Below are 11,896 nucleotides of genomic sequence, written 5' to 3' on the forward strand. Positions count from 1 at the left end.
CATTTCGCACCTCTGCCTTCTTTCTTGTAGGTAGAAATTCGAAAAAGCATGTCCATGGTCTGAAAAGCGTGTTTTTAAGTCTTTAAAGCTAGATAACTTATATTTTTTTCAATTATATACGCTTTTAGACCCTTTTTTTCTCCGTTTTCTTACTTATTGACTCTTGTTTTATACAGATATATCCTTATATACTAAATCTTTTATCACATGTATTTTATAAACATCACGGCGAGGTCCCCTCAATAGGATAAATAATAGATTTCTAGGAAGAGAACGTTTATAATATTCTTTGAAGTTTTACTTTTAGAAAGATTCACTAATGGAGGAAGAAATATGATTGTCAACTATAAAAACCAAGCAACCGGCCATCGCATGAATAACGGCTGGAATCTTTTCTATGCGTCAAACTTAACGATGTGGCGCAAAGATGAAAAGTATTTGCTTTTAGATGAAAACCAAGATGTAGTGATGATCTTTGGCTTTAAAAAAGACGAAATCATTCTAGATAAATTGCAAACGTGGGGCTATACATTTGGTGTCCATCCAGAGAAAAAACAAATTTCCTGCTTGCAGCGTCAAGAAGAAATTGGTGAATAAAAAGAGGGCTGAAAAAATTCAGCCCTCTTTTTTATTAATGGGTTTGTTGAAACATAGCGCTCAGCTGCTTTTTTTCAGATGGTTTTACAACATAATACCATGTACCATCTACCATTTGTCCTTCTCCTTTTACCGTTACCGTTTCGAAATCAGGCCGTCCATTCTTAATGACGTTATACATCGTAAATGCATCGCTGACATCAATATTCGTTTGGATATGCTTTTTTGCGAGCGTGAGAAGACTTGGGATATTTTTCACCGTTGACATGTTCATTCCTTTATCTAATAGAGCTTCCACCACTTGACGCTGGCGATTGTTTCTTCCTAAATCACCTTTTGGGTCTTCATGTCTCATCCGTACATAGGCAAGAGCTTTTTCACCGTTCAACGCATTTTCTCCTTCAGGAAAGATAAATGAATCAAAGACAAAAGGAAACGGGTTATTCACGTTCACGCCGCCAAGTTCATCGACTACATCTTTGAACCCCTCCATATTTACTTTCACATAGTAGTCAACGTCAATATTTAAAAAATTCTCAACCGTGCGCACGGTTAAAGGAATGCCTCCGTATCGATAAGCATGGTTAATTTTCTCATCCGTCCCTTTTCCATCAATGTGCACGCGCGTATCTCTAGGGATCGGCATAACCTTTGCTTTATTATGGCTTTTATCTAAATTGACCACCATTAATACATCTGAGCGGCCCGTATCGCCTGGCCTTTCATCTACGCCCATAACGAGTACATTAAACGAATGAGGCTGCTCTTTAGCAGATGTTTGATGCTGATAGACAATTCCAAACCCAGCGGTTCCTAAAAGCAACATACATGCCGCTAAGACGCCTACTTTGTATTTTTTCATTCATACGGCCTCCTTTACACATCACTTACTCTCTATATGCCTTAATGAATGAAAATTTATACCTTTTTGAGGAAATTTAAGCACACGTCAAAAAAGCCCGCTTGTTGGGAAGCTGGCTTTTCACTAGTAGATGTTAGCTTGATTTTTGATGCACATCACGCTGTGCCCATTCACTTTCTAGCATACTCATTTCAATTAAGCTCCAGTACTGTCCATCTACAAGCCGGACATCTCGAAGAAGGCCTTCGCGTGTAAAGCCAATTCGTTCATAAGACTGAATCGCCCGCTCGTTAAAATCAAAGACGCCGAGCGAAATTCGGTGAAGGCCCAGTTCTTCAAAACCGAAAGCTAACACTTTTTCAAACATGTGCGCGCAAAACCCTTTTCCTCTATACTTTTCACCAAGCAGCACTCGGCCAATTCTTCCTGTTTTATGATAATAATCAATATGAGCCAGGGAAATATGCCCAATAAGCTGTTCATTGTCATCTATTACAGAAAAAGCATAGGTAGAGGCACCATCTTCATTTGCATATCGAATGTAGTGTTTTAACTGTCTAGGAGTAAGCGGAAAAGAAAAGCTAGAGCCGCTCCATTGCACCATAAATGACTCGGAGGGAATCCAATCCATTAGCTGTTTAAAGTCTTTTTTGGAGAACGGTCGTAGAGCTATCACATAATTCTCCCCCTTATTATTTCTGACTTTTCTAAATATATTACATTTATCATAATAAACTGTCAACTGTCTATGTAAAAAAAAGCCATCATTTCGATGACTTATAGCTGTAATGCTTTTCTGAGAAGAGTTAAATCATGAGTAAATTCAAAAAAATAGGTTCTATTTTCATTGTCAAATACCATCATGATCGGTTTTTGGTTCGGTTCAAGAACAAAAATAACTTCACTTGCCAGCGTGTTGACCGCACTATTTTCAATTTTCACGGCTGGATCAAGAGGTACTTTAACAAGATAGCCTTTTTTAGGAAGCGGACTTGCCTTTTTATATAAACCAGTAATGGACCCAATACTTTTTTCGGCTTCTTTTTGAATATTTGGAGGTTTGGGCGTTGAACGAACGACTCTGCCCGTTTCAATTTGAAACACCTCTACTTTTGGCTGTTCAGCACTTACTGCTTGTGGAAAAATAAAAGCAGCGAATACGACGCATACAGCAACCCATTTTCGTATCATTTTAAGCACCTCTTTCCATAGTGGATGAGATGGAGATAAGAATGGTCGTCTCTTCTTATACTATGACCTATTTTTACGTATTTATTTCACTAAATGAATGCCTATACTTCCATGTTTTTGTCATGTTCTCAGAACTTCCTCTATACACTACTAATAAGGACACGCTGTATGAGGTGATAAGATGTCGTGGTTTGAAGCATTTATTTTGGGAATCATTCAGGGGCTTACAGAGTTTTTACCGATAAGCAGCACGGGGCATTTGTATTTAGGGCGCCACTTATTTGGCTTAGACGATGCAGGATTGTATTTAGATACGATGCTGCACATGGGCACTCTGCTTGCTGTGTTTGTCTTTTATAAGCGTGAGCTATGGCATATTATTCGGCATCCGTTTAGCAAGCTTACAGGGCTTTTAGTGATAGGAACGATCCCTGCAGTTGCGATTGGTCTTTTGTTTAAAGACTATTTTGACAGCATTTCTAAATCAGGCTTAACGATCGGCTGGGAATTTCTTGCGACGGGACTGCTGTTATGGTTTGGTGATTCCGTAAAAAATGGCTATAAAAAAATGGATCATATTTCATACGGAGATGCTTTTTTTATCGGCTCGTTTCAAGCAGCTGCGATATTCCCTGCTGTATCCAGGTCTGGCTTAACGATGGTAGCTGCGTTAATGCGAAAATTAGACCGTGAAACAGCCGCTTATTTTTCCTTTTTATTGTCGACTCCGGCCATTTGCGGAGCAGTGTTACTTCAGTTAAAAGATGTAGTCACAGGTGAAGTCGAGCAGCTCTCCGTTTTCTTTTTATTCGTCGCTACCCTTTCATCTGCTTTATTCGGTTATGTAGCGGTAAAATGGATGATCAATTATTTAAAGCATCATTCGTTAAAAACGTTTGCGATTTACGTTTGGATATTAGGTGCAGTCGTGCTTGTTTGTCAGTTTACGGGGGTGTTTTAAGATGAAGATAAAAGTCCGGACGCTTTTTTTAGTATTGTTTTTTGCCGGCATTTTAGTCGTGACAAGCTATGTTGATAACAATTCCCAGCAGTCGTTTGACAGCTTATCTCACCTTTCACTTGATGGAGGAGCTGTTGAAACTTCTGCTGATGAAGACGCTGCGGAACAATTAAATATGTCGGTCAAAGAAGTTCATGTTAAAACAGAAAAAAGAGGCGGATACCGAATTGAAGTATACGAACAAGTAAATGTTTATAGAGATGATAAAGGAAAAGTAGTAAAAAAAGTGGCTACGGGAGAATATCAAACGTTGAAATATAAACTGAATGAAAAAAAATAAACCACTTACCGAAGTAAGTGGTTTTATTTTTAATGGTTAAAGTGAGCTGCAAGAATCCACAGTGTACCAACAACGATACAAAGTGCAATAAAGAAACTGTAAAGAATATTTGCAACCTGTACTTTACCATTTTCACTTTCAGTCATGTGCATGAACATTACTAGCTGCATTGCTGCTTGTAATAACGCTAGGATCATGATAAGAGTCATCGTAATGCTTCTTGATAGATCAGCTAGCACTACTAAACCAAGCGCTGCGAATGTTAAGGCTAGTGAAAGGATAAGCCCAAATACATGACTAAGCGGAAAACCTGCTTTTTGGCCTTGTTTATTTTCCATGTCTTATCCCACCAATCCGTTCAAGTATACAAGCGTGAAGATGAAGATCCATACAACATCAAGGAAATGCCAGTATAAACCGATAATAAATACTTTACGAGCAGTAACTGGTGTTAATCCTCGTCTTACTAATTGAATAATAATACTGATTGCCCAGAATACACCGACTGTTACGTGAAGACCGTGCGTTCCAAGTAGTGTAAAGAACCCTGATAAGAAGGCACTTGTTTGCATTGTTGCACCTTCGTGAACTGCGTACATGTAAAACTCACGAATTTCGTAGAAAAGGAATCCTCCACCAAGAACAAGTGTAATAACAAACCAAACTAAAAGTCCTTTTAAATCATTATTACGCATTTTAAAGATGGCAATTCCCATCGTGAAACTACTGAATAGTAGTAACAGCGTTTCGATCATAAAATCTTTAACAACGAACAGTTCTTCTGCAGTAGGGCCACCCGCTGTACGTGTATGGTACGTTAAGTACGTTACGAACAGCGTAGAGAACAACGCGATCTCGGCACCTAAGAAAATCCAGAATCCAAGGATATTCAGGCGACTTTGTTCTTCTTGGTATTCTAACGGCAATGATTTATCTAAATGTCCTGCCATTATTTGTCACCCCCTGTAATTCCTTCAACCTTCTTGATTTCATCTACTTTTACATAGAAGCCCGGATCATAATCAAATGAACGAGCAAGCATACAAGCAAAAATACCTGCTAATCCAACGATTGCCATTGGAATCCATTCAAATACTAAGCCAAATCCACCGATAAACCAGAAAATACCTGAGATAAACGGCACACCAGAGTTGCTTGGTAAGTGAATTGGTTTTAAGTCTTCTGCTTTAATTTCTGTTTCATTACGTTTTTTCATGTGCCAGAATGCATCCATTTCTTTCACATGAGGAATTACTGCAAAGTTGTAAGCTTGAACTGGTGATTTAGTCCACCACTCAAGTGTACGACCATCCCAAGGATCGTTTGCAGTGTCGCGTTTGTTTTTCCATGCACTGTATAATAAGTTAACTACTAATACGAAGAAGCCAAGACCCATTAAGAATGCACCGATTGTTGAAACTAAGTTTAATCCGTTCCAGCCAAGGTTGTCTGCATAAGTTTGCATACGACGAGTCATACCGTCTAAACCTAGGAAGAATTGTGGGAAGAAACATACGTTAAATCCAACAACAAAAATCCAGAATGAAATTTTTCCTAATTTTTCGTTCAACGTGTGACCGAAAATTTTCGGATACCAGAAGTATAAACCTGCGAAACAGCCAAACACTGTACCAGAGATTAATACATAGTGGAAGTGAGCGATTAGGAAGTAACTGTTATGATATTGATAATCGGCTGATGCCATCGCAAGCATAACCCCTGTTACCCCACCGATTACGAAGTTTGGAATAAACGCTAATGACCAAAGCATCGCAGTCGTAAATTTGATACGCCCTTTATACATTGTAAAGAGCCAGTTAAAGATTTTAACTCCGGTTGGTACTGCAATTAACATCGTTGTGATTGAGAAGAACGAGTTAACTGACGGTGAGTTACCCATTGTAAAGAAGTGATGCACCCATACAAGGTAACTTAAGAATGCGATACCGACCATTGATACTACCATTGCTTTATAACCGAATAAGTTCTTACGAGAATGTGTACTGATAACTTCTGAGAAGACACCGAATACCGGTAAAATAACGATATATACTTCAGGGTGACCCCAAATCCAGAATAAGTTAGCCCACATCATTGGAAGACCGCCGTTAGCCATTGTAAAGAAGGCTGTTCCGAATACACGGTCAAGTGTCATAAGTGCAAGCGCTACTGTTAATACAGGGAACGCGAAAATGATAATAATTGATGTGATGAAGATTGACCAAGTAAACATTGGCATTTTCATCATTGTCATGCCAGGGGCACGCATTTTTAAAATTGTTACAAAGAAGTTGATACCAGTCATTAATGTACCAGCACCAGCAATCTGTAGTGAAACGGCATAGAAGTTATTTCCGATACCCTCACTGAATTCTTTACCTGCAAGCGGGAAGTAACTTGTCCAACCTGCATCAGGAGCTCCTCCGATTACGAAAGAAAGGTTAAATAGCATTGCTCCCATAAAGAATGTCCAGAAACTGATTGCGTTTAAGAACGGATATGCTACGTCACGCGCACCAATTTGTAATGGAACGATTACGTTCATTAGTCCGATAATAAATGGCATTGCCATGAATAAGATCATGATAACACCGTGAGCCGTGAAGACTCCGTTGTAGTGATGTTCATCTAAAATGTTCATACCCGGGAATGCAAGCTGCATACGCATCATGATTCCATCAATTCCGCCGCGGAAAAGCATTAATACAGCTGAAAGGATGTACATGACACCGAGTCTTTTATGGTCAACTGTTGTTAACCATTCTGTCCATAACCATTTCCATTTCTTGAAATATGTTAAGACAAAAACGATACCGATGACCGTCATAGCGATTGCTGCGTCAGCAGCGTAAATCATAGGTTCGCCAGTGACGAAAAATTCATCTAGCTTCATTATGTCTTCCCCCAATCATTACGTTATTTAGTGTAATAAATGAATGTTATTCATGATTTGAGTGATCCATGTTTTCCATTTCTTCATTACTCGTTTTTTCGTCTTCTTTCATCTTGCTGTGATCATGTCCTGTACCACGTTCTAGCTCTTTGCCAGGAATGTATACATCTTTTGCATGGTCAATCCATTTTAAATGTGTACCGTTGTAAGTTTGACGACCAACAACGCCTGGGCTTAGGATTTGATCATATTTCTTTTCAGTCAATTTACCAGCTGTACCTTTTACGTCACTAACCCACTCTTTGAAGTCTTTGTCCGTTTGAGCTTGAACTTCGAACTGCATTTGAGTGAAATGTTCACCCGAGAAGTTAGCACTACGTCCCATATAAGAACCAGGCTTATCAGCTTCTAAGTATAATGGCATTGACATATTGTTCATCGAATATTTTTGTCCGCCAAGTTCTGGTACCCAGAATGAGTTCATAGGTCCTTGAGCCGTTAACTCAAATTTCACTGGCGTATCTGCTGGAATGTTTACGTAGTTAACCGTCTCGATATTTTGTTCCGGATAACTGAAAATCCATTTCCAGTTTGCAGATGTAACGTGAATCACGATTGGATCTTTATCCTTTGATTCTGCCGGTACTTCTTCTGCAGAGTAGATCGCTTTAACAGTTGGCACTGCTAATAGAATTAAGATGATGATTGGGAATGCTGTCCAAATAACCTCCATCTTTAAGTTACCTTCTTGCTCAGGTGGCTCATAGTCCATGTTTTCAGGTTTTTCACGATATTTGACAAGAACAAATATAAAAATAGCAAATACGACAACAACCACGATCAACATCATCCACATAGACCAAATGATTAAATCAGATTGCGTTTTTGCAACAGGACCTTGCGGGTTCAATACAGCAAGTTTTGAACAACCGCTCAAAAATACTAGTGAAAGCGCAGATAGTAAACCTACTAGCTTCCAAAATCCTTTTTTTGGTTTCACTTAAAACTCTCCTTTCTAACAACACATGATGCGAAGCCTATATTGATGAACATTCAAAATGCGCTATCTTTCGCTAGATAACGACATTTTTATACAGACTCTCTTCCCCCTTATTTGTAGGCCACTACTATTGTAATACAAAATGACATTTTTTTCGTCCCTTTTGCTTTATTTTTTTATATTAAAAATATTCTAATATAGTGACTGTACCAATGGGGTTAGAGTGCTTCAACCTTGCGATATTCTATCACATAATTTGGTATGAATAAATGTAAATAAAAGGATTCAGCTCCCATTTCTTAACTATTTCTTTAGGAATAACTGCAAAATTAGCTTTGCATGTTTGCTTCAACATTGATATATCAATACACATCGACATAATTGAATATTTTGTGACAAATTTTCAAAGAAAATGTGACGCCCTGTATGAAACTTATTTTGCCCGTTAATTCCCCTTTGTTTTGTAGCAAATATTTGATTTTTTTGCTTAAAATTCTTTCTTTCGAAAATATGAACAAAACGTGAATTTTTTTAAAAAGCTTTTTATTATAGAAAAAAGCCACGTGTTATTCACGCAGCTCTTGGTCCATAAATTCTTTAACCGTGATATCATCCCCTGCTTTATCTAGCAGCGTTGTCGTTGCTGGAAACGGATGTTTAATATGACTCGGTATTTTTTCATACAGCACAAAATAATCACTTTTTGGAACCGCGGCATCAATTGTATATGTATCGTGCACCAAAGCCGCCTTTACGCGCTCAATTTGTTTACTTCTATTTGTTCCTGTAAACAGCGCATATGTACCTTTATTTGTATGGATATCATCATAATCCACTAAATTGCTCATTTTGGTACTGACTTCAATACGCAGGCGTTTGTTCCATCCTTGCTTCAATACGGCCATTCCTTCTTTATCACCAGGTATGGAGAATAAGGCTATGTATGTATTAGAGTGATCAACCCGTTTAAAATCTTGCAGCGTAATCCTTGCAGAACCATCAATACTTTCTTTATGCTCCCAATTTCGCAAATGCTGCTGCACACTTGCAGCATTGTTTTCAATCGGATATCGAATCATCTCATACGCAACAATTACAACCGCTATACAAATGAACAGAAATAGCAACCGCTTTATCTTTCGCACATCTATTCACCTTCCTTAGCTTACTCCCCTTTTATGTAATTGCCTAAATTATAACTTCCTATTAAACCTCTGTCTATGCACTAGTAGAACTACGTTTTTTTTTACCACAAAAGGAATTTTTCAAACCTTTTGTCATAAAAATACGCTAAAAGACTCAGTAGCTGTTGAACCAAAAGAAACCGATCTCCACTCCCCTTCTTAATCCTTAAAGCAAAAAAAGATACCCATTTTGAAATGAGTATCGCTTAGCTTATCTATTATATCCTTCTATATCAAAGTCGTTTAAGGCTTATTTGCCGTTTTTTTATTATACACATCTTTCCGCACACATGTATCCTTTGACCTGATATCCATGTTTTTTTAGCTGCCGAATGCTTAAATTTCGGGAAATGCTGTCAGGAACAATTACGACCACTTCTTTATATGGAATTTCCTCATGCTGTCTCTCTAAATAAGGAAGCGGAATATGGATTGCTTTTTGACAGGGGTTTTGTTTCATTTCATGAAAATGACGAACATCTACATACGAAATCGTTGTAGAAGCACAGTCGGCGGTCGTCACTTTCTTTATTCCTTGCACCGGCACATAGCGTTTATAAAAACTGTAACAAATTAATAAAAGTAAAATACCTATGCTCATATATAATATCGCCATGTTTTCCTCCCAATTAATTTCTATACCCCTGTATGTATACTATATTCAAAAGAAAGAATCAACACAGAAGTACTCTATCTCATTTCTCTCTGAAAGAAAAATGGTCTTTTTACACTTTATTATGAAACCACAATAAAGTGACGAAATCAATCATTATTTATTTTGATTTTTCGAAAGATTTAAATACTAGTAAACAGATCGTTTTTTCTTATTATAATGAAGAAACGCAGAATTTTTATCTTCATTTCCCCTTTTCTTTCCCGTTAAGGCTGAGGTTCGCTTATGAGTAATATAGTAGACCCAGTGTTGCAAGAACGTCAGAAAAATGATTCTAAAAACGAAGGATGCGAGATAGGATAGTATGAACACGTGAAGCGAAAGACTATATTGTGATTGGCTCAGGAAAATACGAGTTAACTTAGAAATGCGATATACACAAAAAAAGGAAAGCTTCGGAGACGAAAGCTTTCCTTTTCTAGATTAATCTCCGTCAAGGTTTGCACGACAATTATTATGAGACAAAGAGGTACTTTGTGCTTCATGCTGTTTTTTCTCACCCTGCATTGTCATATTTTCTCCGTCCTTGCTCCCTTTAGCAATATGTTTAGTTTTCTTTCCTTGGTTTAATGTCATGTTCATTCCCCTTTCTGGTGGATATAGTGTATGAAAATAACTCACACGCCATAAGAGGAAATGATATGAAAAAGCCCCTCTTAAATTGAGTGAGCTTTCTGCCTAAAACTGCTTTTCCTTTTATTGCTGAATCCGCATGAAAGGATATTCTCTATTTTAAACGTTCGTTTCTCGTTCCTTAGTAAGCACCAAGCTTTTACGCTCTGAGGATCAATTTTATACACAATGATAAATCTCTGTGTCAAACATCCTTTATCATCCATATAAATAATTTCAACAGGTCGTTTCGAAGAGTAGCTTTCTTGAAGTAGCCGTTCCATAGAATTCGCTCCTTTAATTTTTAGTTTACCGAACGCACGTTCCTTTTTCAAGTGTTGTAAACTGAATAATTCGGTAGCTTTTACAGCTTAAAATGGAGAAAAGAGTGGGAAAAATGATAAAAATCATACAAATATTAGGTAATTGTGATATGGTAAAAGAGATTACTTAAGTTGGGAGAGGTGCATGATGGAAAGTAACATACTTAAATGGATCCCCGTTCCTTACTTTCAATTAAATCAAGAAGGTAAAATCCTGCATTTTTCTAGTCAAGCACATTCTTATTTTTCTTCAGTCTCCAGTCTGTGGAGCATTATTCATAAAGACGACCGGAAACAAGCAATGTGGATGCTGTCACAGCACTCTTCATCTAACCCCATCATCAGGCATTTGCGTTTGAGAACGAGCGATGATACATTTGTGAATTTTAAATGCACGATTCATTGGAAAAATAATGTAGGTCATTTAGTATGCACCGAAAAGAAAAATGTCAAGGATCCATTAGATGTTGTATTATCTGCTCAATCCTATTTAGAAAACTCAGACAAGCGATTAAAAGAATCGGACAAGGTGTTAAATAATGCAGCAGATTTATTATTTAATCGATTAAAACGATAACCAAATGAACATAATTTGCGCTGTATTCGGTTATTTCTCTCATTTTTAAAAGTCATTGAAAGGCTACCTATAGGGGTGGCTTTTTGTTTTGTTCTACACGTAAAGTCATTCTCTTTTTGTCCGCACCATTTAGTCCACAGTACATACACTAATAGGCATACTTTTCATATTTATTCTTTCTATATTTATGTTTTGCTCAGAAAAAAAGTCCGAATAATCAATAAATGTTTGAACATTTTTTAAAATTGGCATATATTATAAACAAACAATCATTTGAATGTTTGAATGAAGGAGGAAATCATGCCAAAAGACCGCTGTGATATTTATTGTTTTAACGAAGAAAAGGTGAATCGTATTAAGCCTTCTATCGATGTTGAAGCTGTTCAGGATATTTCTACGATGTTCAAAGCGTTGGGAGATGAAACGCGGCTGAAAATCGTATTAGCCCTTTATAAAGGTGAGGAATTATGTGTATGTGACGTAGCCAACATTGTAGGCTCTACGGTTGCTACTGCTTCTCATCACTTAAGACTGCTGCGAAATATAGGAATTGCCAATTATCGCAAAGAAGGAAAGTTAGCTTTTTATTCTTTAAGGGATGCACATATTAAACAAGTAATTGATATTATGTTTGCTAAAAAAGAAGATGTAACCATTTAAGTTTTTCTTACCGTATAGGGAGT

At 37.4% G+C, this 11,896-nt stretch carries 15 protein-coding genes; 5 read left to right on the top strand and 10 right to left on the bottom strand.

The genetic code is table 11. The annotated features are described in order from the left end of the window. Positions 1 to 333 precede the first annotated feature (333 nt). Positions 334 to 597 carry a hypothetical protein gene (locus LJY09_RS15900; RefSeq protein ID WP_013057818.1) on the top strand — a complete coding sequence of 88 codons (264 nt, stop codon included), beginning with the start codon at positions 334 to 336 and terminating at the stop codon, positions 595 to 597. A gap of 34 nt (positions 598 to 631) precedes the next feature. On the opposite strand, the gene LJY09_RS15905 is transcribed toward LJY09_RS15900, so the two are convergent. The 3 genes from LJY09_RS15905 to LJY09_RS15915 all read right to left on the bottom strand — a co-directional run bounded on the left by LJY09_RS15905 (position 632) and on the right by LJY09_RS15915 (position 2,650). Next, positions 632 to 1,459: an LCP family protein gene (locus LJY09_RS15905; protein ID WP_028414421.1), complete on the bottom strand. Its 828-nt coding sequence runs from the start codon at positions 1,457 to 1,459 to the stop codon at positions 632 to 634. A 133-nt stretch (positions 1,460 to 1,592) separates the two neighbouring features. Further along, complete coding sequence (locus LJY09_RS15910; protein ID WP_028414422.1) at positions 1,593 to 2,135, bottom strand: GNAT family N-acetyltransferase; 543 nt, start codon at positions 2,133 to 2,135, stop codon at positions 1,593 to 1,595. 101 nt (positions 2,136 to 2,236) lie between these two features. After that, positions 2,237 to 2,650, bottom strand: a complete 414-nt coding sequence (locus tag LJY09_RS15915; protein WP_228307323.1) for a hypothetical protein — start codon at positions 2,648 to 2,650, stop codon at positions 2,237 to 2,239. A 181-nt stretch (positions 2,651 to 2,831) separates the two neighbouring features. Here LJY09_RS15915 and LJY09_RS15920 point away from each other — a divergent pair, with 181 nt between their 5' ends. Together LJY09_RS15920 and LJY09_RS15925 are read left to right on the top strand one after the other, a co-directional pair. Beyond that, positions 2,832 to 3,611 (top strand): undecaprenyl-diphosphate phosphatase, encoded by a 780-nt coding sequence (locus tag LJY09_RS15920; protein WP_025751115.1) that lies wholly within the window; start codon positions 2,832 to 2,834, stop codon positions 3,609 to 3,611. 1 nt (position 3,612) lies between these two features. Beyond that, positions 3,613 to 3,951, top strand: a complete 339-nt coding sequence (locus LJY09_RS15925; RefSeq protein WP_028414424.1) for a hypothetical protein — start codon at positions 3,613 to 3,615, stop codon at positions 3,949 to 3,951. A 29-nt stretch (positions 3,952 to 3,980) separates the two neighbouring features. Here the strand turns inward: LJY09_RS15925 and qoxD are convergent, their stop codons facing one another. The 7 genes from qoxD to LJY09_RS15960 all read right to left on the bottom strand — a co-directional run bounded on the left by qoxD (position 3,981) and on the right by LJY09_RS15960 (position 10,277). Next, positions 3,981 to 4,289, bottom strand: a complete 309-nt coding sequence (gene qoxD, locus LJY09_RS15930; RefSeq protein ID WP_013057824.1) for a cytochrome aa3 quinol oxidase subunit IV — start codon at positions 4,287 to 4,289, stop codon at positions 3,981 to 3,983. Positions 4,290 to 4,292: 3 nt separating this feature from the next. Next, positions 4,293 to 4,901, bottom strand: a complete 609-nt coding sequence (gene qoxC, locus LJY09_RS15935) for a cytochrome aa3 quinol oxidase subunit III (protein WP_013057825.1) — start codon at positions 4,899 to 4,901, stop codon at positions 4,293 to 4,295. Further along, positions 4,901 to 6,844: a cytochrome aa3 quinol oxidase subunit I gene (qoxB, locus tag LJY09_RS15940; RefSeq protein WP_013083896.1), complete on the bottom strand. Its 1,944-nt coding sequence runs from the start codon at positions 6,842 to 6,844 to the stop codon at positions 4,901 to 4,903. The genes qoxC and qoxB overlap by 1 nt, the downstream gene beginning before the upstream one ends. A gap of 46 nt (positions 6,845 to 6,890) precedes the next feature. Beyond that, entirely contained in the window at positions 6,891 to 7,844 is a 954-nt protein-coding gene (qoxA, locus tag LJY09_RS15945) for a cytochrome aa3 quinol oxidase subunit II (protein ID WP_013057827.1), read from the bottom strand. A gap of 566 nt (positions 7,845 to 8,410) precedes the next feature. Next, the gene (locus LJY09_RS15950; RefSeq protein ID WP_013057828.1) at positions 8,411 to 8,989 is read right to left on the bottom strand and encodes a hypothetical protein; all 579 of its coding nucleotides are present in this window, start codon (positions 8,987 to 8,989) and stop codon (positions 8,411 to 8,413) included. A gap of 307 nt (positions 8,990 to 9,296) precedes the next feature. Next, on the bottom strand, positions 9,297 to 9,644 hold the full coding sequence (locus LJY09_RS15955) for a rhodanese-like domain-containing protein (RefSeq protein WP_028409228.1): 348 nt from the start codon (positions 9,642 to 9,644) through the stop codon (positions 9,297 to 9,299). Between the two features lie 480 nt (positions 9,645 to 10,124). Further along, on the bottom strand, positions 10,125 to 10,277 hold the full coding sequence (locus LJY09_RS15960; RefSeq protein ID WP_165573530.1) for a hypothetical protein: 153 nt from the start codon (positions 10,275 to 10,277) through the stop codon (positions 10,125 to 10,127). A 507-nt stretch (positions 10,278 to 10,784) separates the two neighbouring features. Here LJY09_RS15960 and LJY09_RS15965 point away from each other — a divergent pair. Both LJY09_RS15965 and LJY09_RS15970 read left to right on the top strand, forming a co-directional pair. Then, the gene (locus LJY09_RS15965) at positions 10,785 to 11,213 is read left to right on the top strand and encodes a PAS domain-containing protein (protein ID WP_223546161.1); all 429 of its coding nucleotides are present in this window, start codon (positions 10,785 to 10,787) and stop codon (positions 11,211 to 11,213) included. Between the two features lie 300 nt (positions 11,214 to 11,513). After that, complete coding sequence (locus LJY09_RS15970; protein WP_028414427.1) at positions 11,514 to 11,873, top strand: ArsR/SmtB family transcription factor; 360 nt, start codon at positions 11,514 to 11,516, stop codon at positions 11,871 to 11,873. The last annotated feature ends 23 nt before the right edge of the window (positions 11,874 to 11,896 follow it).

The organism is Priestia sp. J2, from assembly GCF_020790095.1.
Lineage (GTDB): Bacteria > Bacillota > Bacilli > Bacillales > Bacillaceae_H > Priestia > Priestia zanthoxyli.

What these genes read in the sequence shown, in the direction of transcription:
- LJY09_RS15900 (WP_013057818.1), top strand. Translation starts at nt 334, where the DNA reads ATGATTGTCAACTATAAAAACCAAGCAACCGGCCATCGCATGAATAAC.
- LJY09_RS15905 (WP_028414421.1), bottom strand. Translation starts at nt 1,459, where the DNA reads ATGAAAAAATACAAAGTAGGCGTCTTAGCGGCATGTATGTTGCTTTTA.
- LJY09_RS15915 (WP_228307323.1), bottom strand. Translation starts at nt 2,650, where the DNA reads ATGATACGAAAATGGGTTGCTGTATGCGTCGTATTCGCTGCTTTTATT.
- LJY09_RS15920 (WP_025751115.1), top strand. Translation starts at nt 2,832, where the DNA reads ATGTCGTGGTTTGAAGCATTTATTTTGGGAATCATTCAGGGGCTTACA.
- LJY09_RS15925 (WP_028414424.1), top strand. Translation starts at nt 3,613, where the DNA reads ATGAAGATAAAAGTCCGGACGCTTTTTTTAGTATTGTTTTTTGCCGGC.
- qoxD (WP_013057824.1), bottom strand. Translation starts at nt 4,289, where the DNA reads ATGGAAAATAAACAAGGCCAAAAAGCAGGTTTTCCGCTTAGTCATGTA.
- qoxC (WP_013057825.1), bottom strand. Translation starts at nt 4,901, where the DNA reads ATGGCAGGACATTTAGATAAATCATTGCCGTTAGAATACCAAGAAGAA.
- qoxB (WP_013083896.1), bottom strand. Translation starts at nt 6,844, where the DNA reads ATGAAGCTAGATGAATTTTTCGTCACTGGCGAACCTATGATTTACGCT.
- LJY09_RS15955 (WP_028409228.1), bottom strand. Translation starts at nt 9,644, where the DNA reads ATGGCGATATTATATATGAGCATAGGTATTTTACTTTTATTAATTTGT.
- LJY09_RS15960 (WP_165573530.1), bottom strand. Translation starts at nt 10,277, where the DNA reads ATGACATTAAACCAAGGAAAGAAAACTAAACATATTGCTAAAGGGAGC.
- LJY09_RS15965 (WP_223546161.1), top strand. Translation starts at nt 10,785, where the DNA reads ATGGAAAGTAACATACTTAAATGGATCCCCGTTCCTTACTTTCAATTA.
- LJY09_RS15970 (WP_028414427.1), top strand. Translation starts at nt 11,514, where the DNA reads ATGCCAAAAGACCGCTGTGATATTTATTGTTTTAACGAAGAAAAGGTG.